Source organism: Adhaeribacter rhizoryzae (genome assembly GCF_008629685.1).
Lineage (GTDB): Bacteria > Bacteroidota > Bacteroidia > Cytophagales > Hymenobacteraceae > Adhaeribacter > Adhaeribacter rhizoryzae.
On sequence record NZ_VWSF01000002.1, the window covers coordinates 42388 to 68838 of the forward strand.

The 26451-nt window shown below is 43.2% G+C and carries 20 protein-coding genes; 6 read left to right on the forward strand and 14 right to left on the reverse strand.

Annotated elements, in window-relative coordinates:
* Nucleotides 1-57 precede the first annotated feature (57 nt).
* The 12 genes from F0145_RS03395 to hemE form a co-directional block, all read right to left on the reverse strand.
* Nucleotides 58-1542, reverse strand: coding sequence for a SusD/RagB family nutrient-binding outer membrane lipoprotein (locus tag F0145_RS03395; protein ID WP_150086903.1), 1485 nt, complete (start codon nt 1540-1542; stop codon nt 58-60).
* Between the two features lie 16 nt (nt 1543-1558).
* A complete protein-coding gene (locus tag F0145_RS03400) occupies nt 1559-4774 on the reverse strand; it encodes a SusC/RagA family TonB-linked outer membrane protein (RefSeq protein ID WP_150086904.1) in 3216 nt (1071 codons plus the stop codon).
* A gap of 1342 nt (nt 4775-6116) precedes the next feature.
* Nucleotides 6117-7194 (reverse strand): peptide chain release factor 2 gene (prfB, locus tag F0145_RS03405; RefSeq protein ID WP_150086905.1). Its coding sequence is split into 2 segments (ribosomal slippage): nt 6117-7133 and nt 7135-7194, totalling 1077 coding nucleotides; the frame shifts between segments, so codons are not numbered across the junction.
* Between the two features lie 132 nt (nt 7195-7326).
* Nucleotides 7327-7785, reverse strand: a complete 459-nt coding sequence (locus F0145_RS03410) for a hypothetical protein (protein WP_150086906.1) — start codon at nt 7783-7785, stop codon at nt 7327-7329.
* A gap of 164 nt (nt 7786-7949) precedes the next feature.
* Nucleotides 7950-9014 carry a branched-chain amino acid aminotransferase gene (locus F0145_RS03415; protein ID WP_150086907.1) on the reverse strand — a complete coding sequence of 355 codons (1065 nt, stop codon included), beginning with the start codon at nt 9012-9014 and terminating at the stop codon, nt 7950-7952.
* Between the two features lie 88 nt (nt 9015-9102).
* Nucleotides 9103-9651: a cob(I)yrinic acid a,c-diamide adenosyltransferase gene (locus F0145_RS03420; protein WP_150086908.1), complete on the reverse strand. Its 549-nt coding sequence runs from the start codon at nt 9649-9651 to the stop codon at nt 9103-9105.
* Between the two features lie 48 nt (nt 9652-9699).
* On the reverse strand, nt 9700-10416 hold the full coding sequence (locus tag F0145_RS03425; RefSeq protein ID WP_150086909.1) for an ABC transporter ATP-binding protein: 717 nt from the start codon (nt 10414-10416) through the stop codon (nt 9700-9702).
* Between the two features lie 93 nt (nt 10417-10509).
* Nucleotides 10510-13560, reverse strand: a complete 3051-nt coding sequence (locus F0145_RS03430) for a hypothetical protein (protein ID WP_150086910.1) — start codon at nt 13558-13560, stop codon at nt 10510-10512.
* Between the two features lie 28 nt (nt 13561-13588).
* Nucleotides 13589-13876, reverse strand: coding sequence for an Asp-tRNA(Asn)/Glu-tRNA(Gln) amidotransferase subunit GatC (gene gatC / locus F0145_RS03435; protein WP_150086911.1), 288 nt, complete (start codon nt 13874-13876; stop codon nt 13589-13591).
* Entirely contained in the window at nt 13818-14618 is an 801-nt protein-coding gene (locus F0145_RS03440; RefSeq protein WP_150086912.1) for a lysophospholipid acyltransferase family protein, read from the reverse strand. Before F0145_RS03440 ends, gatC begins: the two co-directional genes overlap by 59 nt.
* Nucleotides 14619-14695: 77 nt before the next feature.
* A complete protein-coding gene (locus F0145_RS03445; protein ID WP_150086913.1) occupies nt 14696-15256 on the reverse strand; it encodes an NUDIX domain-containing protein in 561 nt (186 codons plus the stop codon).
* A gap of 90 nt (nt 15257-15346) precedes the next feature.
* Nucleotides 15347-16387, reverse strand: coding sequence for a uroporphyrinogen decarboxylase (gene hemE / locus F0145_RS03450; RefSeq protein WP_150086914.1), 1041 nt, complete (start codon nt 16385-16387; stop codon nt 15347-15349).
* A gap of 252 nt (nt 16388-16639) precedes the next feature.
* Between hemE and F0145_RS03455 the strand changes: the two genes are divergently transcribed.
* Nucleotides 16640-17704 carry a glycoside hydrolase family 76 protein gene (locus F0145_RS03455; RefSeq protein WP_223815795.1) on the forward strand — a complete coding sequence of 355 codons (1065 nt, stop codon included), beginning with the start codon at nt 16640-16642 and terminating at the stop codon, nt 17702-17704.
* A 292-nt stretch (nt 17705-17996) separates the two neighbouring features.
* Here F0145_RS03455 and F0145_RS03460 read toward each other — a convergent pair whose 3' ends face one another.
* Nucleotides 17997-18617: a MarC family protein gene (locus F0145_RS03460; RefSeq protein ID WP_150086915.1), complete on the reverse strand. Its 621-nt coding sequence runs from the start codon at nt 18615-18617 to the stop codon at nt 17997-17999.
* Nucleotides 18618-18972: 355 nt separating this feature from the next.
* Here F0145_RS03460 and F0145_RS03465 point away from each other — a divergent pair, with 355 nt between their 5' ends.
* The 4 genes from F0145_RS03465 to F0145_RS03480 all read left to right on the forward strand — a co-directional run bounded on the left by F0145_RS03465 (nt 18973) and on the right by F0145_RS03480 (nt 24181).
* Nucleotides 18973-20106 carry a 5-(carboxyamino)imidazole ribonucleotide synthase gene (locus F0145_RS03465; RefSeq protein WP_150086916.1) on the forward strand — a complete coding sequence of 378 codons (1134 nt, stop codon included), beginning with the start codon at nt 18973-18975 and terminating at the stop codon, nt 20104-20106.
* Nucleotides 20103-20636, forward strand: a complete 534-nt coding sequence (gene purE, locus F0145_RS03470; protein ID WP_150086917.1) for a 5-(carboxyamino)imidazole ribonucleotide mutase — start codon at nt 20103-20105, stop codon at nt 20634-20636. The genes F0145_RS03465 and purE overlap by 4 nt, the downstream gene beginning before the upstream one ends.
* Before the next feature lie 15 nt (nt 20637-20651).
* Nucleotides 20652-21752, forward strand: coding sequence for an acyltransferase family protein (locus tag F0145_RS03475; RefSeq protein WP_150086918.1), 1101 nt, complete (start codon nt 20652-20654; stop codon nt 21750-21752).
* A gap of 176 nt (nt 21753-21928) precedes the next feature.
* Nucleotides 21929-24181 (forward strand): TonB-dependent receptor, encoded by a 2253-nt coding sequence (locus F0145_RS03480; protein WP_150086919.1) that lies wholly within the window; start codon nt 21929-21931, stop codon nt 24179-24181.
* A 317-nt stretch (nt 24182-24498) separates the two neighbouring features.
* Here the strand turns inward: F0145_RS03480 and F0145_RS03485 are convergent, their stop codons facing one another.
* Nucleotides 24499-24915, reverse strand: coding sequence for a hypothetical protein (locus tag F0145_RS03485; RefSeq protein ID WP_150086920.1), 417 nt, complete (start codon nt 24913-24915; stop codon nt 24499-24501).
* A gap of 647 nt (nt 24916-25562) precedes the next feature.
* Here F0145_RS03485 and F0145_RS03490 point away from each other — a divergent pair.
* Complete coding sequence (locus tag F0145_RS03490) at nt 25563-26303, forward strand: LuxR C-terminal-related transcriptional regulator (protein ID WP_190277463.1); 741 nt, start codon at nt 25563-25565, stop codon at nt 26301-26303.
* The last annotated feature ends 148 nt before the right edge of the window (nt 26304-26451 follow it).

Below are 26451 nucleotides of genomic sequence, written 5' to 3' on the forward strand. Positions count from 1 at the left end.
AGGCAATTTTTATATTTTTTAAATTCATTTTTAAGTCTGTTTATTTAAAATCAAGAATTACTTATGCCACCACATTTTATTATTTAATGCCTCAGGAGCTGGGGTATTGGCGTTATAGTCTCTTGAGATTTTTGGGTAAGGCAATCTTCTTGGAATTTGACCGGCTGGCAAAATACTGTTTGGTGAAACGGTATATTGGCCAGGTACATAACTAGGATCGGTGGTAGCTACAGCGCTAATTTTAGGGTATCCGGTTCTGTTTTGGTCGAAGAACGAATCCCAGGCTTGCGAGCGGGTAGCGGCAACCCATTTCTGGGTAATAATTTGCTCCAACATCTGCTCGGCGGTACCAGCGGTATTAAAGGCGTATTTGCCTCCGGCAGCTAAGAATGTGGCTGCGTTTTGTCCCCAACGGCTAAATGCTTTGGTAACAGCATCATCATAACTGGTTTTAGCTGCAGCTGCATCCGGAGCAGCTTTTCTAACAAAAAACTCTGCTTTTAAGAAAGATACTTCAGCCGCCGACATAAAATACACCGCATCGGTAGCCGCTAAGCGAGCGCCAGATGTATTAACATTAGGTATAGTAGGGCTTACTAAATAATTGCCTTGCTCCAGACCCGAAAATCTTGGAAGCGTAGGGTTGCCTACATGTGCATCGGTTGGCAGGAAAAATGCCTCTACGCGTGGGTCGTTGTTGGCTTGCAAATATTTAAGCAAGGTATTACTAGCCCGCAGGTTAATGCTGGTATTCAGTTTACGGTTGTTTTGCTCATACAATGGGTTAGATTTGTTTTCCGCATCTGTAAATACATTAACTGAAGCGTCTACCGTTAACAAGTCATTTTCGGTAATCAGGGCTTCAATAGCGGCCTGGTTGGCAGCAAAATCGCGCATTAATATTTTTAATTTCAGCGATTTAGCAAATTTTACCCAATTATCGGTATTGCCCTGAAACACGTAGTCGGCGGTACCCATCGAAGGTAAGGTTTTTGCCTCAGCCTGCTTCGCAATAGCGTCATCCAGCATCTTAATAATAATGGCATTAGACTCTTTGTTTTCCACAAAAACCGGATTCTCATTCGTTTCCAGGCTTAAGCCTTCACTAATAGGAATAGCGCCATACATATCGTTCAGTACATGGTAATCGAAAGCGGCCATTACTCTTGCGGCAATATAATACTGCCAGCTATTAGAGGTGGTGGCTTTTTGCTGAATTACCTGCAGGTCTTTTAACCCACCAGCCCACATATTAGTCCAGATACCGTTATAATCGGCAGCGGTTACATTGTACTGCTCAATGGTGCGGTACTGGCTGGAGTTGTTATTTTGGGTATAATGCTGCGACCACAAGCTACCAAAAAGCTGTAAATCGCCCCCAATTTTGGCTGCCGACCACATAATGCCCGAAGGTAAAAGTAAGTTAGGCTCCGCATTAGGTAAATTATTCGGACTATCGTTAATATCCAGAAGGTCTTTCTCACAGGCTGTAAAAGAAAACAGCACCAATAAGACAGAAGCTAAAAATTTATATCTTTTCATTTTAATATTTTATACTTTAAAAGGTAACTCTTAAGCTAACACCGTAGTTCCGCATGGTTGGGAAAGCAGCAAACTCACCTAACTCAGAAGAAATATCGTTGCCGTAGTTAGTAGCTTCCGGGTCTACGAAGTTGTTAGATTTAGGCGTAAATAATAAAAGGTTACGACCAATCAGGCTGATAGAAGCACCAGACATTTTAGCTTTAGACACCAGGCTAACCGGTAAATTGTAAGATAATACTACTTCGCGCAGTTTTACGTAGTCTCTGTCTAAAATAAAGTTGTGGAAACGAGCCGGAGAAGCGTTGCTCCAGTAGTTATAAACGCTGGTATATGGTACCGGAATATCATTCTCTACGTAAGTAACTTCGCCGCCCGGAGTAGTTGGCAGAATTTCTTTTACGGAGTTTGGCACCACAAACGGCTGACGGTAGTTGTAAGTAGTTTCGGTAGAGTTACCTACGAAATTGTTTAGCTGTTTGGTGTAAGAATAAAACTGACCACCTTTCCGCCAATCAACAACGGCATTTAAAGAAATACCTTTGTAAGTAAAACCATTCGAGAAGCCCAGGATAAAATCAGGGTTAGAAGTACCTACGGTTTCTTTTAAAGTAGCATCGGTAGCTTCTACACCGTTTGATTGTACAATAACTTTACCAGCCATTGGGCCAGACTGTACAGTTCTGAAAGCCGGAACTTTAAAAGTACCTAATGGCTGACCTACTTCGGCTACATAATCAACGGAGTAAACGCTGGTAATTAAGAATTCTTTTGCATCGCCGTAAAGCGACAGCACCTCACTTTTGTTTTTGGTAAAGTTGGTGGCAAATTCCCACTGGAAGTTATCGGTTTTTACTGGTATTAACGACAAACGTGCTTCAACACCACGGTTGGCAATATTGCCAATATTTCGGGTTTGGGTGGTAAAACCAGTTTCAGGCGCTACAGTAGCGCTTACAATCTGATCTTTGGTTTGTCTGTCGTAGTACGATACATCTAAACCTACGCGGCTTTCGAACCACCGGGTATCTAAACCAAGTTCCCACTCCCGGGTAATTTCCGGACGTAAAGTTTGGTTACCCTGGTTGTTGCTCTGCGTTTGGCCGGCAACACCACCTACTGGTAAATAAATATTACCGAAACCTAAGCTAATTTGAGTAGCCGGGTAAGTGCTGTTTACTAAATATGGAGCAGCATCGTTACCGGTTTTACCCCAGGCACCCCGCACTTTCAGGAAGCTTAATCTATCTGATTGGAAATTTGGTAACAATTCAGATAATACCAAAGAGGTGTTAGCACCCCAGTAGAAGTAGCTGTTGTTGCCTTTTGGCAAAGTAGAAGACCAGTCGTTGCGTAAAGAAAGGTTTACAAACCAGTAATCTCTAAATCCAAAATCAATATTACCAAAAGCTGCTAATAAAGCCCGCTCATTTTTAAAAGATTCGGTTACCGGTGTACCACTGGTATTTTGTAAGCTATACCATTCTGGTACGTTTAAGCCGGTTACATAAGAAGTAAGCGTGTTATAGCTTCTGGAGTTGTAGTTACCGCCCACAATACCGCCTAAAGTTATATCTTCGTTAAGGGTATAATTGCCTTGCAACAAAGCGCTCATATCTAATTGCTGGTCGCGGCGGGTAGTTTCGCCGTAGCGGCCCGGTACATCGGTCTGGCCTCCTAATTTACCATAGCTACCCGGTGTATAGGTAATACGGGCACCCTGATCGTAGAATCTGGCGTTGTTAAAGTCACCACCGGCCCGTACAATGGCTTTGGTGCCTTTAAACACTTCGTAACCTAATTCGAGTTTACCAAATACCCGGTCTTCCTGCATGGTAGTTTTGTTATTGTTAATAACAAAGTATGGGTTCTCGGCATAAACGGTAAAGTAGTTATCTGGTGTATTGTAAGGATTGTTTAAATCTTTTAACTGGCTGATAGGAACATCAACCGGGATTTGCTGAATTTCCTGGAATACAGTGGCGCCACCATCGCTGGTACCCTGACCGGTAAAAATAGCGCTTACATCTCTTCTGGTGTAGGCAATATTATAATCAGAAGTAAACTTACCATAGTTTGAGTTACCCCGGAAAGAGAAGTTATTACGGGTATATTTGTCAACATCGGTAGGAACTGCGCCGTTTTGGTTAGTATTAGCGTAAGAGAAAGCAAAAGCATTGTTCTGGCCACCACCCGAAACAGTTACGGAATTCTGTACTTCGGAACCCGTTTCAAAGAAATTTCTGGTATTATCCTTAGCATAAGCAAATGGTTTTCTGCGGGCTTCGCCATCAACTTCGGCACCCCAGGTACGCACAACACCATCTAATCTAGGTCCCCAAGAACCATTTTCGTGCGGGTCGTACAACGGCCAGCCTTGTCCGAAAACATTTTGGGTTTGCACGGTGCGCAGCACATTACTGGCGGTATAAGCACCAGAGTAAGATACGCGTACCCGGTCGTTGAGCTTACCTCTTTTAGTAGTAATCATTATTACCCCGTGGGCAGCCCGCGAACCGTAAAGCGCAGTAGCAGAGGCACCTTTTAAAACAGTAACCGATTCTACATCTTCCGGGTTAATGTCGTTGGCCTGGTTACCAAAGTCTACCGCTCTGGTAGATTGGTTTACGTTGCTACCGGTGTTGGCATTGTTGTAGTTGATGTTGTTAATAGGCACACCATCTACCACGTAAAGCGGGTTGTTGCCACCGGTAAAAGAAGAAACCCCTCTAATGATAACCTTAGTAGAAGCACCTGGCGAACCGGAACTGGAGATTGCTACCCCAGGCACTTTGCCCTGAATACCGCTCATTACGTTATTTGGCCGGGCCTGCGTTACATCTTCCGATTTAATGGTACTGGCGGCATAACCTAAAGTTTTTTCTTCCCGGGCAATACCCAAAGCCGTTACCACTACTTCATTTAATTGTCTGGCATCGGTACCTAAGTTAATATTAATGGTAGTAGCATTACCAATTATTCTTTCGGTTGTGGTATAACCCACAAAGCTAAATACCAAGGTAGTGCCGCCTTCGGGTACATTAATAGAATAATTACCCGATACATCCGTGGCAGTTCCGGCTTGTGTGCCTTTTACCAGTACCGTAACCCCTGGTAACCCTTCGTTATTAGTGGCATCGGTAACCCGGCCAGTAATCGTCCTTGCCTGTGCCGCCGCTTCCCAAGAAAGCATGGTTAACAGAAAAAGACTTAGTAATAGAATTTTTTTCATGTTTGTTTGTTTTAATTTTTTAATAATTAGGATAAAATTAATAAATGGTTTGTTGTTGTGTTAGGGTGGATTTGATCTGAACATAAATTTAACTTTAAAATAATAGGGTTTTTTTAAACGAATATTCAACATTAAAATTGTTGAACTGCATAAACTACTTTAAGTAATTTATGGTACAACACTAATAAGGTTTATAAAAAAATGGAATACAATATCTATAACTATAAACAGGTTTGATGAATTTACTTATGCAGTTTGTGGTGTGGTTAGAAATCATGGATTAAAACCTTATCCAAAATTCTAATGGAGAGGCTATGAATATTAATTGTACAGGCCGGATCAACCTTCGAAAAGTTATGTAAAAGTTACCCCATAGTTTACAAGTTATCTTTTTAAATTTAGTACTACATGCATACTTTTCTACCCCAATTATACGGATTTTTTTTTTAAAAGTATAGGAGTTTAACTTAATATTTAAAAATTTATATATACTTCAATTATAGGTTACAAAATCTGAAACAAAAAGGCTGTTTTGATGACTGGTTTTAAGATAGTTGCGCTATATTTTAAATATATAATTTTAAGATAATTTACCTGCTTTAACAAATTTTTTTAACTAATTTTTGGCTCCCGGGCATGGCAGTTGAGCGTGCAGGTAATTAGTGAACCTGAGATTGATAAAATAAGAATAATTAAAAAATGAGGTTAGTTTATCCCGGGTGCATGCTGGCTTAATAATAGGTTAATAGGAACGAGTCTTTTGGGATAAAAGGGATATTTTTAACTAACCAGAATCAGTTATTAGCATCGACGCATTAATTCGTAATACCACTTACCAGAACGTTATATCTGCCAGTTAAACCGAAAAATAAAAGCCAATATTTTAAATCAACTTTGTGTGGTTAAACTGCTGCAAGGCGTTAAAAATGTGAGGGTTGAATTTGTTATTTTAAGGTGTTAGAAAGGCAGTAGATTTAAACAAAGAGGTAAAACCAGTAATCTTCTGCATGATAATATCAACAACTTTAAAATATTCCGGAAAAGCTACTTTATAGAATAGGCAAATATTAAATAGCATGAATAACCTGCCATAGATGAAAGATACTTTTGCCTTCTGCTCAACTCGGTTATTCTGAAAGAATCTTCTAATTAGATAACTCAGAAGATTCTTCCAGAATGACCCAGATAAGTGAGATTAGCTATTCTTTTCTGCTATGCAAACTAGTTTTTACTATTTGGTATAAGATATCATAAACAAGTTTAACTGGTTTACAGGTTGCGTAATATTTTAATTAAAGCGTAACATTTATCTGAATTATTGGATTAGCAAATTATTTTACTTTCAGCTTTGCATTAAAAATGCTTTAATATAATCATCAATATCGCCATCCAACACATTTTGCACATCGGAGCGTTCGAGGCCGGTGCGTAAATCTTTTACCAGCTTGTACGGGTGCAGTACGTAATTCCGGATTTGAGAGCCAAAGTCGATGCGTTTTTTGGTACTCTCCAGCTTATCGCGCTCTTCGTTACGTTTATCAATTTCTATCTGGTACAAACGGGACCGAAGCATGTTAATCGCGTGCTCTTTATTCATGAGCTGTGAGCGCTCTATCTGGCATTCAATTACAATACCCGATGGCTTGTGCTTCAGGCGTACCGCTGTTTCCACTTTATTTACGTTCTGGCCACCGGCTCCGCCCGAGCGGAAAGTATCCCATTCAATGTCGGCTAAATTTATTTCAATATTAATGGTTTCGTCTACGAGCGGGTAAGCAAACACCGAGGAAAAGGAGGTGTGCCGCCGGCCGCCAGAGTCGAAGGGTGAAATGCGAACGAGCCGGTGTACGCCAATCTCGGATTTCAGATAACCGTAAGCAAAGTCGCCGTTAATTTCTAAAGTCGCCGATTTTATACCCGCCCCATCGCCGGCCTGGTAGTTTAGCTGCCGTACAGTATATTTTTGTTTTTCGGCCCACATAATATACATGCGCATGAGCATTTCGGCCCAGTCCTGGCTTTCGGTTCCGCCCGCACCGGGGTTTATTTCCAGTACGGCACTGAGCTGGTCTTCTTCGTTGCTGAGCATCCGTTTAAATTCCAGTTGCTCAATGGCGGTTTCGGCTTTGGCAAATTCCTGCTGAATATCTTCTTCCGAAACATCGCCTTCTTTATGAAAATCAAAGAGCACCTCAAACTCCGAAACAGCATTTTCTACTTCTTCGTACTGGTTCGTCCAGACTTTAGTAGCTTTTATTTCTTTTAACAAGGCCTCGGCCTTTTTAGGGTCGTCCCAGAAGCCCGGTGCAGTAGTGGTTTTTTCTTTTTCGTCTACTTCTTCTTTTTTGGCATCGTAGTCAAAGATACCTCCTCAAAGCCTCGGTGCGGCTTTTTAATTCTTTTACTTGGTCTTGGGTCATTTTATAGTTATTAGTATTTAGTTGTTAGTGATTAGTTTTTAGCAGTTAGCTATTAGCTGTAAGTGCTTTTACTGTTAACGAGCCGCTGCAAGGCACGTTTTAATGTGCTTTAATTGGAGTTAGCAGTAGGACTTACTTTTTTTCAAGATAATAACTTCTATTTCTAAAATATTGGTCACCCCACAATAAGAACTTTTTTCTCTTACTATGGCCAGACTCCTTAGAAACTATTTTGTTTACACTATCCAGAATATACAGTTTATTGTTTTTAAACTTAAGTTTTTCAGGTCTAGAACTTTCCGCTGGATTTCTCTTCAGTCCTAAATAAACTGTCTTATTTTGTCCGGATGAATCTTGATAGGTATAATAATTTTGGGAGGAATCATCCTTAATTTTATCGTATTTTAAAGTTAGCAATTTCTTGTTAACATTAAATTTGCCAGTTGCTTGGTCAAAAAACAAGTCTCCCGCAAATTGATAGCAGAAAGTAGAATCAGGTTTTAATGTTAGGCTTGTTATAAAGAAACCTGATATGGCAAATCTGCTTATATATCTTCCTTCAACGTTTCTAGGTGCTGAACAACCAGCCATGACTAAAAGGAAAGCTATACAAGACAATATTCGCATTCTTATCTTTAACTGTTAATTGTTTACTGATAACTGTTTCTTGTAAAAAGCAAAAGTTGTAAGCAGTAAGCCCGGCAGCCAAAGCCATTCCGGACTTATTACTTACAACTTATTACTTAAAACTTACTTCAGGCTTTTACTACCCAGCCGTGTACATCCGCTTTTTTTCCGAGCCGAATGTCGTTTAATTCCTGGGCTAGCGCCGGCGAATATTTACGGTTAACAACTGCTGGCAATTGATAATCGGTGCCCCGGTAACCAATGGTTTCGATGTGCGAAATAACAGCAGCCGTGCCGCAGCCAAAAGCTTCCTGTAAGGTACCGTTCTGAGCAGCTTCCATAACTTCGGCCACCGAAACTTTGCGTTCTTCTACCGGTAACCCCCGGTCTTTGGCAATCTGAATAATCGTATCGCGGGTTACGCCGGCTAAAATAGATGTACTTAAAGCCGGGGTAATAAGCGTATCATTAATAATAAACATCAGGTTCATGGTACCCGATTCTTCGAAGTACTGGTGGGTTTTACCATCGGTCCAGAGTAACTGGTGGTAACCTTCTTCGGCCGCTTTTTTGGCCGGGTACAAAGAACCCGCGTAATTGCCGGCTGCTTTGGCAAAACCAAAACCACCTTCTACGGCCCGGGCAAAGGTTTCTTCTACCTTCACGCGCAACGGCGAAGAATAATAAGCATTTACGGGGCAAGTAATAATGGCAAACCGGTAAGTATCGGAAGGTTTTACGCCCAGAAATTCGCCGGTGGCAAACATAAATGGCCTAATATACAACGAACTACCGGCAGTAGTCGGAATCCAATCGGCATCTACGCGCAATAATTCTTTTAACCCTTCCATAAAAATTTCTTCTGGAAAAGCCGGCATACACAAGCGATCGGCCGATAGATTCATGCGGCGCAAGTTGGCTTCTGGCCGAAAAATGCTGATTTCACCGTCTTCGTTTTTATAAGCTTTCAGGCCTTCGAAAATAGCTTGGCCATAATGCAAAGCCGGGTTGGCTGGGCTTAGGCTAAAATTCTGGAAAGGCACAATCTCGGGTGTTTGCCATTCGCCGTTGGCATAATCGGCCACAAACATGTGGTCAGAAAAAGTTTGGCCAAATTCGAGGTTACTAAAATCTACCTGCGGCAACCGCGAGGTATTAGTTTTTTCTATATGGATGGTTTGGGTCGAGAGCATAACTATATTATTAATTATAAATTATGAATTACGGCTTTATAAGAAAGCAGTTTACGCGGCAAAACTAATATATTAATTTAAATTTTTATTACAGTCGTGGTTTCCAGTGAATTTCTTCGGCTCCGAGTTCGTAAGCCATTTTCCGGGCCAGCACAAATAAATAATCAGAAAGCCGGTTTAAATATTTAATTACCAGTTCGGCCACAAAAGATTCTTCTTGCAACGCAATTACTAAACGCTCGGCGCGGCGGCAAACCGTGCGCGCCACATGGCAAAAAGAAACCGATTGGTGTCCGCCGGGCAATACGAAAACTTTCAGCGGCGGGATTTCTTCATTCATCGCATCCATTTCGGTTTCCAGTAAGGTAATATCGGCATCGTGTAAATCCGGTATGCGCTTGGTTTCTTTATCCGGATCAGAAGCCAAAGTAGCGCCAATGGTAAATAACCGGTCCTGAATTTCGCGCAAAATATTAAGGCGCGCGGCGTTTACCGGCTGATCGCTAACCAAACCAATATAAGAATTTAGTTCATCTACAGTGCCGTAAGCGTCTATGCGCAAGTGCGATTTGCGAACCCGGGTACCGCCAATTAACGACGTAAGACCCTGATCGCCGGTTCTGGTGTATATTTTCATAATTGTGGGGCAGTGGCTTAAAAACAAAGCCGGCAAAAACAAGTACGGTTAAACGTGTTCGTGGTGGGTGGCTATCTCGGTATTTAGGTGGTCGGTTTCTACTAATCCATCGCGCAGTCGCACAATCCGGTGCGCGTATTTGGCAATATCTTCTTCGTGGGTAACCATAATAATGGTATTGCCTTTGGCGTACAGGTTTTCGAACAAATCCATAATCTCGTACGAGGTCTTGGTGTCGAGGTTACCCGTGGGCTCATCGGCCAGAATAATACTGGGGTCGTTTACCAGTGCCCGGGCAATGGCTACCCGTTGCCGCTGCCCACCCGATAATTCGTTGGGTTTGTGTTTGGCACGTTCGGCCAGGCCTACATTTTCGAGCACGTGCATGGCTTTTTCGTTCCGGGCCGTTTTGCCGTAGCCGGCGTAAATTAATGGCAGCGCTACGTTTTCGAGCGCGGAGGAACGGGGTAATAAATTAAACGTTTGGAAAACAAAACCAATTTCTTTGTTCCGGACTTCGGCCAGTTCATTATCGGTCATGTTGCTCACGTCTTTACCGTTCAGAATATATTTGCCGCCCGATGGGGTATCGAGGCAGCCAACAATATTCATGAGCGTAGATTTGCCGGAGCCGGACGGACCCATAAAAGCTACGTACTCGCCTTTCGCAATTTCTATCGAAACACTCCGCAGGGCGTGAATAGTCTCGCTGCCCATGCGATAAACCCGCGATAAATCTTGTGTCAGGATAAGTGATTTGCTCATAGCTAAAAGCCGTTACTTTGGCAAGATACATTTTTGAAGCCTAAATTAAAAGTTTAGAACTTAATCTTGCTTATACTTTACCGGCGGGGGTTATTATTGCGCGCCAATACCCAAAGAATTAAGTCGTTCTGTAACTTTTGCTTCGTAAGCTTGGCGGAATTCAACCATTTCGGCCGGTGAAATTAACTTGGCCAGTTCTTCCAAAGCAGTTTCGGCAAAACCGCCATAACCTACTTCTACGCTTTGCAAAATATAGGCTTTGTAAACAGCAGGCTCGTTGGGGTTATAAGTAATGCTGTTGAGTAAAATATCGTAAGCCTGGTTTTTGCGCGAGACCTTGTTGCTGAAAAAATCTGCGGCTGCTAGTACAGTAGGTACGTGGTAAGGCATGGCCGTAACGGCCTGGTTATAATATTTGCCGGCCTCCTGCATGTTGCCGGTGCCCTCTGCCAATGCGCCCTGGTAATATTTTTTCAGGTGCAAATCCGGCCCTTCAAAATACATGCGCGCAAGGGCTTTTTCCAGTTGCGGTAATTGGTTGTTTTCCAGCATTATTTCGGCTTGCAGTACGTTTGCTTCCGATAATAATTTGTTTTCTTTATCTAATTGCGGTAGTAAATTTCCAAGGGTTTGCATAGCCACCGGCCAGTTTTGGTAAGCTATGTGGTAAGCTGCTAGTTCTTTCAGAGCTAATTTTTTCAACTCCGGATTTTTAACGGTACTCGCAACCGACGCAAATTCTTCGCCGGAAAGGCTGTTGTTAAATTGGTTTAGTTGCAGAAACTGTACTTTGGTGGTATCGCTGTTGTTCGCTATTACTTGCGCGGGTGATGCCTGCAAAAGAAAAGCTAAACGATTAGCCAGGGCCGCAATAGTAGGGTTATCCGATTCGGCTAATTGGCTGGCGAGCAGTAAAGCATCAGTGGCCCGGTCGGGGAGGAAAGCCAGCGCGTAGAGGTTATGCAAAGCTGCATCGGGTAAGCCTTTGGCTTGCGCTTGCTCAAAATGATTGGCGGCCGCCTGGTATAATTTCTGGTCCAGTAAATGTAGTCCAATTAAATCCAGTAGGTAAGCCGAATAATTTTCTTCGGTACCGGCCATGTTTTCTAAGGTAGTGCGAGCGGCCAAAGTTTGGTTCAGGCGTTGCTGCACCAACGATTTCATCAGTTTTAAATCCAGGTGATATTGCTGGTTAGCTTCGCTGGCTAAGTAGAAGTTTATTTGATCCAACGCTTTTTTATTTGCCGGAATCCGGTTCTGGATAATACCGTGGTAGAAGCTGGTAAAATCTTCGGGCCTTAATATTTTGGCGGTAGGTATGGTTAAGTTTGCGGTTTCCAGTTTTTGTTTTGTAAAACTTTCCAGCAGCAACAAGTTACTTGTAAGGGGCAAATGTGGTTTAGCTTTTTGTTCTTTAGCCAGACCTGTGGCTTGTTTGCCTAAACCGCTGAGCAGGTAAAAGGCCAATTTATTACTCGTAATGGTGCTTTCCCAGTTACCTTGCTTTGCTGCCCGGTCAAAGAAATAATCCGCCGAATCGACCATAGAAGTAGAAGCATAAACCAAAGCCTGGTTGTTTAGGAGCGGCACACTGTTGGGGAATTTCCGCAGGCCTTCTTTTAAAGCAAACATCCTGTCGAAAAAGTGTTGCTGATCAGGGTATTTATTCGCCAGCCGCACGTATAATTTAGGGTTCGGATAAAGTTTTAAAGCTTCGTTTAGCTGGTTTATTTCGCTTTGTACATAATCTTTTTCGCGGTAAATAGCCGATTGCGCGTAAGCCGCTTTTACATTGTTGTGCTCATAAACGCTGCTTTCGGAATAAAATTTAAGCGCCAGAATATCACTATCCGTAGCTTTATAAAAATCGCCTAAGTAATTATAATAACCCGCAACGGCCCGGTCGTAAGTAGCATAATTAGTCCGGAATAAAAGGGCTACAAGCAAAATAGTACCCATGATATACACGGTATAAAACGGAATTACCGTTGGCTGAAATACTACCCGGTACACGCGCAACCGCTGGTTTATCAATCTCCCGAAATTAATGAGAATATAAACCAGAAAAATAAGACCATAGGCCAAATGGGTATAAACAATCAGGTCGGTGAAGGTGCGGGCCAGGGCATCGTTGGCGGTAGCAAAAGCATAACCAATGCTCAAAAAAGTAACAGCCGCCAGCACCAGGTACAAAATAGAAGTTCCGTTTTGGAAAGGCAACCAACCCGCGTACACGCTTTCCCGCCGCTGCGTACCCCAAAAACCAATTACAGCCGAGATTAGCAGAATTAAGAAACTGTTAAGTAGAATAATTTCGACATCGAATAAATTGGCTATGCGGGCGTACAGCAGAATTAAATTAAATAAATACAAACCGCAAATCAGCAAAAACTGCCACAAACCAAACCGACGAGCCGGGTTTTCGGCCTGGGTATTAAACCAAAGCAGCCCATGAATATTTTCGAAAGCCACCCAAAAAATAAACAACAGCGCGGCTACTATACATCCCGAAGAACTATAATGTAATAAATGGAGCGTAACCTGGTCGGGGGTAAGCGGTGAGGCTACGTAGAGAAATATTCCAATGCCGCCTACGAGTAACGTGAATATAATTAACCGGACGGTAAAAGTAACCTGCGTAAAAAAAGCCTGCAATAAAAAGGTAGTGCCGCCCAGCAAGGTAATAATCGAAATTAATAAATATTGCTCCTGGCTGCCAAAAATGCCTAATAAATCGAAGTTGAAAGTGGTTAAAAACAGCATCAGCAGCAGAATGGCCGCAAAAAAAGCCAACTGCCGGAACGTGCTGATTAGGGTTAGAAAATATACCAGGCTAATGGCTAAAATATCCAGGAACAAGGTAGCCGCTATAATATTGGGCCGCGGCAGTCCGGCTTCGAAATGCTCCGTAATAATAAACCCTTTTAGCTGTACCGGAATTTCTGTTAGCAGCACCTGTATGCGGTCAATTGGCAAATTAACGGCTTCGGCTTCCGAAATAATTTCCCAGGGCACGGTCAGGTCTTCGCCGGTGAAATAATAATAAACGGCGGCAACCAGGGCAACCAAGGTGGTTAACACTAAAAAAAGAAAAGGATACCGGGTATCCTTATTCATGGCATTACTAAAAACGGAAATATTCATGTAAGCGGGTTAATATTATTCCGGAATATTAATCTAGTACTTTGGGTACTCTAAAATAATCGGAATCTTTCTTAGGCGCGTTGCGCAAACCTTCTTCGTGCGAAATGGCATTAAACGCTACATCTTCGCGCAGCACGTTTACTTCTTCCGACATGTGGGTTAAAGGTTCTACGGCCGAGGTATCCAGTTCGCGCAGTTTATCCATCCAGTCCAGAATCTTGTTCAGGTCCTGCAGCATTTCCTGTTCTTTGGTTTCGTCAAATTCCAGACGGGCTAAGTGTGCTAGTTTCCGGATGGTTTGTATATCGATGTTCATGTACGTGTTTGGTTAATTCGTTTTGAATAATGGTAAAAGTTTTATTTTTCAGAGCAGGTAAATCGGCCAGTGTTAAACCAACCGTTGAGATTGGTTCGTGAATGATTAATTTAAGCGGGTGCCACCGCACAATAAATTTGCCGTCTACATCGGGTAAAAATATATGGTTAAACGGCATGGTAACAGGCACCAATGGCGTTTGCGTTTCGATGGCTAATTTAAAAGGTCCGTCTTTAAAGGGCAGCATTTCTACGCCGGCCGTTTCGGCAATAGTACCTTCCGGGAAAATAACAATGCTCCGGCCCTCGGCTACGGTTTTTTTAGAACGAATATAAGAACGCGCGCTGCTTACGGGGTTGCGCCGATCGACGGTAATATATAATTTTTTGTAAATAGGTCCCCACAGAGGCACTTTGGCCAAACCTTCTTTCCCTACAAAATTCAGAAAGCCCGGTATGGTTTGCAGGAGCAAGGGAATATCGATGTAAGAGCTGTGGTTGGGCGTGAATACGTAAGTCTTGTTGGGGTTTATATGCTGCCGCCCGTGTATGGTAACCGATAAGCCGTAGAGCCTCAGTTGCACCGCCGACCAAAGCCGGTTGAGGGTATGGGCATATTTGTACCAGGCCGGACGCGACGTGAAAAGCAAGAATAGCGGATAAAACAGGAAAAACGGCACCAGGAAAGAAACCACACACCAGGCGGCATAAATTTTCCGGAATAGCGCAACTACAAATCTCATCAGCCTCAAAATTAGGAATATTGTAGTTAAAACCACAGGGTAGGCCCAAAAATTCCGTAATGTTGCATTTTGCCCATTTAAGGCTGCCGCTCGCTTAATATTTTGTGCGCTTTTAAAATGCCGGCTACACTAATGCAGTCGGTAATTTGGTTATCCATCACTAGCTGCACGGCTTCGGCAAAAGGTAATTTTTTTATTTTGAGGTCTTCGGTTTCTTCAAATTCGGTTTCGCCGGCAATTAAGTCTTCGGCCAGAAAAACAAAACCTTCTTCGTCGGTAACGGAGTTGGAGGTGTGCAGGCGGGCAATATTGGTCCAGCGTTGGGCCGTAAAGCCAGTTTCTTCTTTCAACTCTCGCTTGGCCGATTCCAGCAAATCTATTTCTATTAAGCCGCCGCCCATGGGTATTTCCCAGGAATATTCGTTTAGGGCATAGCGATATTGCCCAATCAGGTACGTATTGCCCTCCGCATCTATGGGAATAATGCCAATGGCTTTGTTTTTCATGTGTACCACGCCGTAAATGCCCCGGCCTCCTTTAGGGTTAATTACTTGGTGTTCGCGGACGCTAATCCAGGGGTTGTCGTAAACAGATTCGGTAGAAAGGGTTTGCCAGGGGTTAACGTGTTCGTCGTGCATGAAAATATTGGCCTAGATAAAGCGTATTGTACCGGAATTTTAAATTTTGGTTGACCTGAATATTATTGCCGGGGCTTAAACCGGTCATTCTTAACTTTCGGGTTGGTGCCGGTATTCTTTAACGGTTTCTACAAAACAACGAACTTTATCCGGAGCAGTATCGGGGTACACGCCGTGCCCCAGGTTGGCAATGTGCCGGTCGGGGCCAAATGCCTGCAGCATTTTGTGGGTTTCGGCTTTTATCTGGTCGAAAGAGCCATACAGGGCACACGGGTCCAGGTTACCTTGCAAAGATTTATCTGGGCCAACGGCTTGCCGCGAAGTGGCAATATCCATGTTCCAGTCCAGGCCAACGACGCTGCACGGGTAATGAGCAAAATCCGGAAGGGCAAAAAAAGCACCTTTGGCAAACACGGTAACTGGTACTTCGGTAATGGCGGCACAAATCTGGTTTATATAAGGCCCGGAAAACTCGCGGTACTGCGCCGGCGAAAGAATGCCCGCCCACGAATCGAATATTTGGACCAGGTTGGCGCCGGCTACAACCTGAGCTTTTAAATAATTAATGGTAGTTTCGGTAATTTTTTGCAGCAGCAGGTGCGCCAATTGCGGCTCGGTGTACAGCATTTTGCGGGCTTTAGAGAACGTTTTAGAGCCGTGGCCTTCTACCATATAAGCCAAAATAGTCCAGGGGGCTCCGGCAAAACCCAGCAAGGGCACCCGGCCGTTCAAAGCTTTCTTCGTAATCCGGATAGCCTCGTATACGTATTCCAGTTCCAGGTGGGCCTCCGTTGAACGCAGTTCTTCCACATCGGCCAAACTCTGGATGGTTTTTGGGAAAGATGGTCCCCGCTGCTCTATCATATCGTAAGGCAAGCCCATAGCTTCGGGCACTACCAGAATATCTGAGAAAATAATAGCGGCATCCACATCCAGAATATCAACCGGCTGAATGGTAACTTCGGCGGCTAGTTCGGGCGTTTCGGCTAGTTCTTTAAAACCACTTACACTGCTGCGCACGGCGCGGTATTCGGGTAAAATCCGGCCAGCCTGGCGCATCAGCCACACGGGGGTGCGTTCGGTTTTTTCGCCGCGGGCGGCACGTAAAAGCAAATCGTTTTTTAGCTGCATCCTGCAAAGATAAGCGAACCGCCGAAAGGTTAAAATTTCTAAACTAAAAGTTAAGGCTTGAAAAGCAGTTCTGGTTAGAATAAATAAATCTGGTTATCAAAAGAAAGTTGGCAATGTCAGGAGGGAAATTAATTAAGAATTAATCTATGCCGAAGATTTTATCTGCTTTGTGTTTTGGTAAATAATATTTTTAAAATTAACCTTAAATTGGCCTAAATTAGCTTTTAAGCCCAAACGGTAAAAATATTTGTGATGAAAAAAATATTCCCTGCCCTGATTTTTTGTTTGTTTTTGACCAATATGCTGCAAGCCCAGCCTGATTATAAAGGTAGGATAAAACGCATACACGAGAATATTTATCAGGTATTTTACGTGCCAGCTACCGGATATTTTACCGAAACCAATGTTAAAAGCAAGAACGACAATCCGTTTTCGTACTTATGGCCTTTGTGCGGGTTAATTCAGGCAACAAACGAAATGGAGCAACTGGAGCCCTCTAAAAAATACATGGAGCCGGTGGTAAAAGCCATTAACCAATATTACAATCCTAATCCGCCGGCGCCGGGCTACCAGGCCATGATATTTAAAGCAAAACCCGATACCCGCTACATCGACGATAACCAGTGGATAGGGATTGCTTACATGGATGCGTATGCCCGCACAAAAAATAAAAAGTACCTGACGCTAGCCGAAGAAATTTACCGCTTTATGCTTACTGGTTACGATCAGGCTTCGGGCGGCGGCTTATACTGGCGCGAAAACGATAAAACCACCAAAAATACCTGCTCCAACGGCCCCGGCATTATTCTGGCTTTACAACTGTACCAAGCTACCAAGCAACAGCAATATTTAAAATTAGCCCAGGACTTATACACCTGGACGAACAAGTACCTGCTTGCACCGGAAGGCGTTTATTACGATGCCGTAAAATTGCCCAGCCTGAAAATTGACTCGGCTACTTATACTTATAATACGGGCACCATGCTGGAATCGAACGTAATGCTTTATACCATTACTAAAAACAAAAGATATTTGCAGGAAGCACAGCGCATAGCCCAGGCCGCCGAGAAATATTTTTACAAGAAAAACAAATTGCCCGATCATTATTGGTTCAATGCCGTGTTTTTGCGGGGGTACCTGGCCTTATATAAGGTAGATAAAAACAAAAAGCAGTTGCAGTTTATAATAGATGATGCCGAACGGATTTGGCAACAGGAACGCAATGAGCAGGATTTATTGGGCAAAAAACAAGAGAAAACATTAATTGATCAGGCCGGTATGCTGGAAATTTACGCCCGACTGGCTCGCCTGAAATAACTGAAATAGTTAGGGTTAAGTTTATTTTTTAATGCTAATGCAAGTTTGAAGAGTTTAGAGGTTTTTTCAATTCAGATAAAATATTCTTCTATTTCTTATTGACATTGAGCCTACAACTGTCATTCAGGAGGAAACTATTTGGCTACCTGCTACATCGGTTCCTCCTGAATAACAGCTGTGGATTGCTTAAACGCCTATATTCTTTTACTTAAAGGAATATTGGTAAAATGCTTAGTCTTAAGATTACAGGTAATTAGAGCCGTGTATAAGCTTAAGCGCGGAAGTCCTGCATTTACGCTTTAAATAAAGCAATAAGCGCCGAAGTAATAAAATTAGCTCCAATCGCCAGCGTAATAAACCCCATTATTTTAGAGAGCGCGGCTAGGCCGGCTTTTCCCATTACCTGTACCAACCGCGGAGAAGAAATTAAAATAAAATAACTGGCTACCGCTACCAGAATAATAGCTATTAAAGTAATGGCCATATTCAGGTACGAGAGCGATTTGGTAAACATCCCAATACTTACGGCAATAGCGCCGGGTCCCGAAAGCATGGGCATAGCCAAGGGCGTAAAGGAAATATCAGTCTTCTGGCGGCCTTCTTCTTCCACATCTTTCGATATTTTCCGGCCCGGCTCAGATTTGGTCGCTAATAAATCGAAACCTGCTTTAAACAGCATAATGCCCCCGGCAATGCGCAAATCGTGGATGCGCAAACCAAAAAAGTTTAACACATACTGACCGGCAAAGAAAAATACCGCCAGAATTAAAACCATGTACATACTGGCTTGCAGGGCCATTTGGGTCCGGTGCCGGGGCGGATCGTCTTGGGTTAACGTAATAAATACCGGCATGGCGCCAAACGGGTTCACCACCGAAAAAAGGGCCGAGAAAGTTGCTAATAAAATTTCCATTATTTATGGGCAGATGCCGGGTAAAAGTAGGAATAGCTAACGAATTTCGCATTACGGCCAGGTAAAAGATTAGTTATTTCTTTGAACTTGGCATTTCAATATTTGTCCTGCTAGTCTATTAATATTTTTAGTATTTGTGTTTTGAATAGAATCTGACACCATTGGCAGTATTATCACTGCCAATCTTAAAACTTCTGCTCTTCAAACTTCTGCCAAACTAATTACTGGTTAAAACACAAAGCAAGGGCAGCGGTTTCATCTAATTTATGACACGTTAAACAGCTTATGCATATTAAAAAGTAAACCGCATTAAAGATTAATCCTTAATTTTGGCCAATATTTATTTTGTTTAAAAATGACTTACGGAGAAACCAGGTTAGGCATTTTGGGCGGCGGCCAGTTAGGCCGCATGTTGCTCCAAGCCGGCATCGACCTGAATTTATATACACTTATTCTGGACCCAGATGCGGATGCACCTTGCAAAAGTTTGTGCCACGAGTTTTACCAGGGCAGCTTCGCCGATTTTAGTACGGTTTATAATTTTGGGAAAAAGTGCGATGTGCTGACCATTGAAATTGAACACGTAAACGTAGAAGCGCTTTTTAAACTGGAAGCTGAAGGCGTACGGGTTTACCCTAATCCCGAAGCTATCCGGATTATCCAGGATAAAGGTTTGCAGAAAGAATTTTACCAACAGCACCAAATTCCAACTGCCGATTTCCGGTTAGTAGCGAACAGAGTCGAAGTCGAACAAAACCAGGATTTTCTGCCGGTATTTCAGAAGTTACGCCGGTTTGGGTACGATGGCCGAGGCGTAACCCGGTTAGCTACGGCCGAAGATATTACCAAAGGATTTGATGAACCCTCGGTGCTGGAAAAACTGGTGCCTTTCGAAAAAGAAATTGCCGTAATAGCTGCCCGCAATGCCCGCGGCGAGGTAAGTTGTTTCCCGGTGGTAGAGCTTTCTTTTCACCCGGAGCACAACCTGGTAGATTATTTGTTTTCGCCGGCCAATATTAGCCCCGCTATAGAGCAGGCGGCACAGGATTTGGCTACCCAGGTAATTCAGGCTTTTGATATGGTAGGTTTGTTAGCCGTAGAAATGTTTTTAACGCCAGCCGGCGAACTGCTGGTAAACGAAGTAGCTCCAAGACCCCACAACAGCGGCCACCATACTTATAAAGCCAACTATACTTCGCAGTTCGAACAACATTTGCGGGCCATCTTAAATTTGCCTTTGGGTAATACTGGTTTGCATAGTGCCGCTGTAATGCTCAACTTACTTGGCGAAGCCGGTTTTTCCGGGGAAGCGCAGTACGAAGGGGCTGATGCAGCTTTGGCAGTGTCGGGTGTTACCATTCATTTATACGGCAAAAAATATACCCGGCCTTTCCGTAAAATGGGTCACCTCACCATTACCGCGCCAACAGTGGCCGAAGCCCGGCAAAAAGCCGAACACGTAAGAAATTTAGTTAAAGTAAAAGCATGAGCACAACTCCACAAGCTTCTCAAACCCCGGTTGTAGGAATTATTATGGGCAGCCAGTCCGATTTAAAAGTTATGCAGCCGGCCGCCGATATTTTAAAAGGGTTTAATATTCCGTTCGAAATAACCATTGTATCGGCCCACCGCACGCCCCATCGCATGTTCGAGTACGCCGAAAATGCCCGGCAGCGGGGTTTAAAAGTAATTATTGCCGGTGCCGGCGGAGCAGCGCATTTGCCCGGCATGGTCGCTGCTATTACCACCTTACCCGTTATTGGGGTGCCGGTAAAATCCAGTAATTCCATTGATGGCTGGGATTCGGTTTTATCTATTCTGCAAATGCCTACCGGGGTGCCTGTGGCCACTGTAGCCCTGAACGGCGCCGCCAATGCCGGTTTACTTGCTGCCCAAATATTAAGTACAGCCAACCCAACAATTGCTGAAGCTTTAACACAACACCGCGAAACCCAGAAAAACAAAGTAATGCAATCCGTTGAAGAACTGCGGCAAAGCAATTTGGGCGCAGCAGAATAAAATAATAATATAGGCATGACCGAACAGCCACCCCGGTTGTTTTACCCGGCCTTAACCGGTTTGCGGTTTGTGGCTGCCTCCATGGTGTTTGTGCTGCATTACAAGAGTGGCATTTTTCCGGCTGCCCCGGTTTGGCTGGCTAATTTATTAGGCGAGTTTCATACCGGGGTAGCCATTTTTTTTGTACTCAGCGGTTTTCTCATAACCCACCAGTACCTGCATTATAATTTTACCTCGGTTAGTAAATATTCTGCCTACCTGCTTATACGGTTGGGGCGTATTTTGCCTCTGTATATTCCGGTATTTTTGGAGGTACACAGCCGTTGGCTTTTTGCCGTACCCGATTTGTTTTTGCATTTAACGCTACTAAAAGGCTTTTTCAAAAAAGTGCACCTAACCGGGGTAATACAGTCCTGGACCTTAACCGTAGAACTTACTTTTTACGTACTCGCACCCTTGCTTTTTTGGCTGGCCCGCAAAGGTACTTTGCTGCTCCCATATATTTTTGCACTGCTAACCGGGATAATATTAACTGGCATTGGTTTTGGCTTGAGTACGCTTGGCCATAACCCGTTCGGCTTTATGCCCGATTTTGCTTTTACTGCCTTGAGTACCTTCTTTGGCCGCGCTACCGAGTTTTTTGTAGGCATGGGGTTGGCCTATTACATCAATTCCCAACATAATATTTCACGCATTTCCGCTCCGGTTACGGGTTTTTTCACCTACAGCGGTTTAGGCTTGTTCTGGTTGTTGTTATTCCTGATTTCAACAGGAGCCAATGGTAACCAGGCGGGCATTAACACTTGGTACGGATTATTGCTGCATAACTTGTTTTTGCCATTGGGTATTGGACTGCTGCTGTTCGGGTTGATGTACGAGAAAACCTGGCTGAGTCAAATACTTTCTTCGCGCCTCTTTATTTTGCTGGGCAATGCTTCTTACGCTTTTTACCTCTTGCATTTGGGCCGGGCCGGAAATATTGCCGGCGAATTAACCCGAAATATGCTACCGCTGCAATTTTTGTTGCTTTGGGGTTTTTCCATTTCTATTTACCTGGTCTGGGAAAAGCCAATTTATAAGCTGATAAAAGTTAAAGTGCAAGCAGCCTTATCTTAACTCCAACCCACTTCCCAACTTCTTTTTAAATCTTTTCTGATTAGTAAAAAATTAATATAACCTTTTAAGGCTTTAGAAGTATATTGTTCTAAAATTTAGGTCAGTCTAAAAATATATTATAAATTACAGTATAATTAATTTAGCTTTACTAAATTTAAAATGGTATTTATATGCTTATGATAAAAAAACTACTTCTAATCTGGATACTACTACTAGTAAAAGCAGGAGCTATTCAGGCGCAGGAGCAAAACGGCGAAATAAGAGGTCGGGTATTTTCGGGTTCAGAGCCGGTGGCTTTTGCCACGGTGGGCTTGGTTGGTACTACCCAAGGCACAAACTCCGACGAAAACGGCAATTTCAGCCTCCGGAATATTGCGGCGGGGCCTTACCGGGTGCAGGTAAGCGCGGTTGGGTATATAAAAGTCTTAAAATCTGTAACCGTTAATGGACAGCCGGTGCAGCTAAATATTAACCTGGCTAAATCGGAGCAGCAATTGCAGGAGGTGGTGGTTACGGGTAATATGAAAGAAACGCATACCAAGCTTTCGCCTATTCACGTGGAGGTTTATACGCCTAAGCTTTTCCGGAAGAACCCAACACCCAGCATTTTTGAAGCCTTGCAAATGGTGAACGGCGTGCAACCGCAGCTAAACTGCAACGTGTGCAACACCGGCGATATTCACATCAACGGCATGGAAGGGCCTTATACCATGGTAACCCTCGACGGCATGCCCATTGTGAGTTCTTTGGCCAGCGTGTACGGTCTGAGCGGTATTCCCAACAGCATGATTCAGCGCATTGAGGTGGTAAAAGGTCCGGCCTCTACCTTGTATGGTTCCGAAGCTGTGGGTGGTTTGGTAAATATTATTACTAAGAACCCCGCCGAGGCACCCCGACTAGCGATAGATGTAATGGCAACTTCGCACCAGGAGTACAACGCCGATGTGGCTTTAAAAGCGAATTTAAAAAAAGCCAGCACGCTGGTGGGCGTAAACACCTTTTGGTTCGATAACCGTCGCGATGTAAACCAGGATAATTTTACCGATATAACGCTGCAAAAGCGACTCTCTTTATTTAATAAATGGAGTTTGAGCCGGCCTAACAATAAAGTGGCTAACCTGGCGGCCCGTTACCTGTACGAAGACCGCTGGGGCGGTGAAATGCAGTGGACACCAACTTTCCGGGGCGGCGACAGCATTTACGGCGAATCTATTTACACCAGCCGCCTGGAACTGATTGGCGCGTACCAGTTGCCCACCACCGAAAATATTACTTGGCAATTTTCTTATAACAGCCATAACCAGAACTCCGCCTACGGTAAAACCATGTTTCAGGCGCAGCAAAATATTGCTTTCTCGCAGTTTCTATGGAATAAACAATTTGCTCGGCACGATTTATTGGTAGGAGTGCCTTTCCGGTTTACTTTTTACGATGATAATACGCCCGGCACCCAAACCAAAAGCGGTACTAACCAGGCCCAGCACATTTATTTGCCCGGCATTTTTGTGCAGGACGAAATAAAAAGCAGCGATAAGTTTACTTCGCTTTTTGGCCTGCGCTACGATTACAATTTTACGCACGGCGGCATTTTTTCGCCGCGCGTAAGTTTTAAGTTGGCCCCTAATCAACAGAATATTTTCCGGCTGAATATTGGCAACGGCTACCGGGTTGTTAATTTATTTACCGAAGACCATGCTGCCCTCACCGGCTCCCGCGAAGTACTGGTGCAGGATAACCTGAAGCCCGAACGCAGTTGGAACGCCAGCCTGAACTACCAAAAGTTTATCGACCAAAACAATGGCTATTTAGGTTTGGATGGCAGCCTATTCTACACCTATTTTACCAACCGAATTATAGGTGATTTCTTAACCAACCCCGACCAGATTATTTACCAGAACCTGCAAGGCTACGCCATCTCGCGCGGACTAACCCTTAACATCGATTGGGCTTTTACTTTTCCGTTAAAAGTTAATGCCGGAGCTACCTTTATGGAAGTATATTCGGTGCAGGATAAAGAAACCGGCCAGTCGGAGAAAATACCGCAACTACACGCCCCCAAAACATCGGGTACTTACGCCGTAAGTTATACTTTCCGGAAGGCCGGTGTTTCTGTTGATTATACCGGCCGTTTGTACGGACCGATGTTTTTGCCGGTGCTGGCCAACGATTTCCGGCCCGATAAATCGCCCTGGTTTTCACAGGACAACCTGCAGGTTACCAAAAAGCTGCCGCACGGCCTGGAACTGTACGCCGGCCTAAAAAACCTCTACAACTTTCTGCCCCGCGACCCCTTGATGCGGCCCTTCGACCCGTTTGATAAACATATTCACCTGAACAACCCCAACGGCTATTCTTTTGATACCTCGTACAATTACGCGCCCATGCAGGGCAGGAGAGGCTTTATCGGTTTGCGCTGGACAGTGAAATAGAAGGTTTTGATTAGTAAAGCAATATTAGTAGCTGGGTCAGTTTGATAACTTAATAATACCACTATAAAAGAGAAAGTGTGCTTAAAAACGAATTTTGGTCATCCTGAGCTTGTCGAAGGATCTATAACAGCATTGTAAAGTAGATTTAGATGTTTCGGCAAGCTCAACATGACTACAATAATGTAAGCGCATAAACCTTAGAATAAGTGGTATTATTTATAATAACAAGAATAGCCGAGCACTTGAGACTAAAAAAAGAAGGCAGGCTTTATAAAAGCCTGCCTTACCAGAAAAAAATATTAAAAACAGGAATTTTCTTACCGCTGGCCTTGTGGCCGGTTACCTCCTTGGCCGCCCCGGCCACCTCTAAACTGGTCGCGGTTAGCTTCGTACTTGGTGTACTGGTCGGCGGTTAATACGGCTTTGTACTCGGTGTCATATTTTTGCGTTAGCGCCCGCATCTGGGTCATCATGGCCTCGCGGTCGCCCCCGGCCTGCATTTTTTCACGCATAGCCTGCTGCTCCGTAAACCTTCTGGTATTTATTTCCTGAATTTTAGTGCTTTGGTCGGCGGTTAAGGTTAGCACTTCGTTCATCCGTTTGGTAAGGTTTTCCGCTCTTTCCTGCGGGGTACCCATTGGGCCCTGCTGAATTACCGGTGAGATAGCGGCGTTTGCCGGAGCGGCTCCTGTTCCCAGAACAGCTAAAGCCATTACAAAAATAATTTTCTTCATGAGTTGGTGTTTAAATTTATCTTTTGATTGGCCAACCCGGCCAAAGTTTAATAAGAAAAGAAAATTATTTCAGATTCTGAAATTTCTAAGATAAATGCTAGATAAATTAGGTATTGGCAGAATGCTTCTTTGAATTATTACGATACTACAGTTACTTTATAATTAAATTACTAATAATCAATTATTTAAATCAAACAATAAATATAACGCGTTTCTAACTTCGTGTAGGATTGGTTGAGTTTTATAATTAATATATGATTCTACTAATATTTAGGAATTAGGTTTTGGATTATTTTTTTATAAAATATAACAGAAAACTTTACAATTATAAATCACAATTGTATATTGTAAGGGAATTGTTAAAGTCATATCAGTAATAAAAATCCAACTTAAACTACGGTTAAATTATGAAGCCATAATTATTACTTATTAATTTACTATTTTCTGCTCCTCGCCTCAAGTAAGCTCCCCGGTTTGCCTTGATACTGCATTGTCTTTACTTATCCGGAATAATCCTTTTTAACCAACCTAGTTGTACTATTCAACTACATAATCCAACTTTTATGCAAGGAGTACATTTAAAATTAACGAGGGATGAACAAAATAGTCCGGCACCAGCATCCTCCATATTTACCAAACTTTGTAGTATGTGGTTAAACCAGCCATATGGCCAGGTGCCGATTAGCTATGATACATACGTAAAGAATAATCCGGCTTTGGAAACCATATTAAATAATGGCCCTTGTATAACCTGGATACTGGATTTACGCACCCTGCATTTTTCATTTTTAAGCCAGAATGTTCAGGAAATATTTGGGTATAGTAACCAAATCTTCAAAGAAAAGGGTTTAACCTATCTGAACCAGATTGTGCACCCGGATGATGTGGCGCCTACCTGGCTCCGGGTAATACAGAACTGGCAGTACCTGATAGCTTTACCTCCCCTCCAACGGAAAGAACAGAAATTAAATATTCGCTACCGCATCATAAAACCCAACGGCAAAATTATGCAGGTTCTGGAGCAAAGTACGGTGCTACAACAAGACGACCTAGGCCATGTAACCCACCTAATGGGCGTTTGTTCCGATATTTCGTTGCTGGAAAAAATCGAGGATGAAATACTAACCACAAAGCCAATAGGCCATAAGGTTAAAGATTTAAATACTCCTGTTAGCGACATAACCCAAGCTATATTAAGTAAAAGAGAACTACAAATCGTAAAACTTATTGCGGCTGGCTACAAAAGCCGCGACATTGCCAGAGAGTTATTTATCAGTTTTCACACGGTAAATACCCACCGCCAGAAAATGATTGAGAAAACCAACAGCAAAAATACCGGTGAACTCATTCAGTACGTCATGACCCGTAAGCTTATTAAATTTGATTAATTTAATCTAAGCAAGTTCATTTGCCTTAAAAAGGTTAATCAAAGAGCCATTTAGCATTCTAAAATGAACGGAAGAAAAGCCTCTTTTATATTGAGAGAAGTAGTAATTTAATGTTTAATTGTGCGTGAGTGCTAAAGGGCAAGGACTT

Bases quoted from the DNA above. Each gene is read 5' to 3' on its own strand.
- F0145_RS03490 (WP_190277463.1), top strand. From the start codon at position 25,563: ATGTGGTTAAACCAGCCATATGGCCAGGTGCCGATTAGCTATGATACA.
- F0145_RS03455 (WP_223815795.1), top strand. From the start codon at position 16,640: ATGAAAAAAATATTCCCTGCCCTGATTTTTTGTTTGTTTTTGACCAAT.
- F0145_RS03400 (WP_150086904.1), bottom strand. From the start codon at position 4,774: ATGAAAAAAATTCTATTACTAAGTCTTTTTCTGTTAACCATGCTTTCT.
- F0145_RS03480 (WP_150086919.1), top strand. From the start codon at position 21,929: ATGATAAAAAAACTACTTCTAATCTGGATACTACTACTAGTAAAAGCA.
- F0145_RS03415 (WP_150086907.1), bottom strand. From the start codon at position 9,014: ATGCTCTCGACCCAAACCATCCATATAGAAAAAACTAATACCTCGCGG.
- F0145_RS03395 (WP_150086903.1), bottom strand. From the start codon at position 1,542: ATGAAAAGATATAAATTTTTAGCTTCTGTCTTATTGGTGCTGTTTTCT.
- purE (WP_150086917.1), top strand. From the start codon at position 20,103: ATGAGCACAACTCCACAAGCTTCTCAAACCCCGGTTGTAGGAATTATT.
- F0145_RS03485 (WP_150086920.1), bottom strand. From the start codon at position 24,915: ATGAAGAAAATTATTTTTGTAATGGCTTTAGCTGTTCTGGGAACAGGA.
- F0145_RS03445 (WP_150086913.1), bottom strand. From the start codon at position 15,256: ATGCACGACGAACACGTTAACCCCTGGCAAACCCTTTCTACCGAATCT.
- F0145_RS03440 (WP_150086912.1), bottom strand. From the start codon at position 14,618: ATGAGATTTGTAGTTGCGCTATTCCGGAAAATTTATGCCGCCTGGTGT.
- F0145_RS03410 (WP_150086906.1), bottom strand. From the start codon at position 7,785: ATGGCTGGTTGTTCAGCACCTAGAAACGTTGAAGGAAGATATATAAGC.
- F0145_RS03465 (WP_150086916.1), top strand. From the start codon at position 18,973: ATGACTTACGGAGAAACCAGGTTAGGCATTTTGGGCGGCGGCCAGTTA.
- F0145_RS03460 (WP_150086915.1), bottom strand. From the start codon at position 18,617: ATGGAAATTTTATTAGCAACTTTCTCGGCCCTTTTTTCGGTGGTGAAC.
- F0145_RS03420 (WP_150086908.1), bottom strand. From the start codon at position 9,651: ATGAAAATATACACCAGAACCGGCGATCAGGGTCTTACGTCGTTAATT.
- F0145_RS03475 (WP_150086918.1), top strand. From the start codon at position 20,652: ATGACCGAACAGCCACCCCGGTTGTTTTACCCGGCCTTAACCGGTTTG.
- hemE (WP_150086914.1), bottom strand. From the start codon at position 16,387: ATGCAGCTAAAAAACGATTTGCTTTTACGTGCCGCCCGCGGCGAAAAA.
- F0145_RS03425 (WP_150086909.1), bottom strand. From the start codon at position 10,416: ATGAGCAAATCACTTATCCTGACACAAGATTTATCGCGGGTTTATCGC.
- F0145_RS03430 (WP_150086910.1), bottom strand. From the start codon at position 13,560: ATGAATATTTCCGTTTTTAGTAATGCCATGAATAAGGATACCCGGTAT.
- gatC (WP_150086911.1), bottom strand. From the start codon at position 13,876: ATGAACATCGATATACAAACCATCCGGAAACTAGCACACTTAGCCCGT.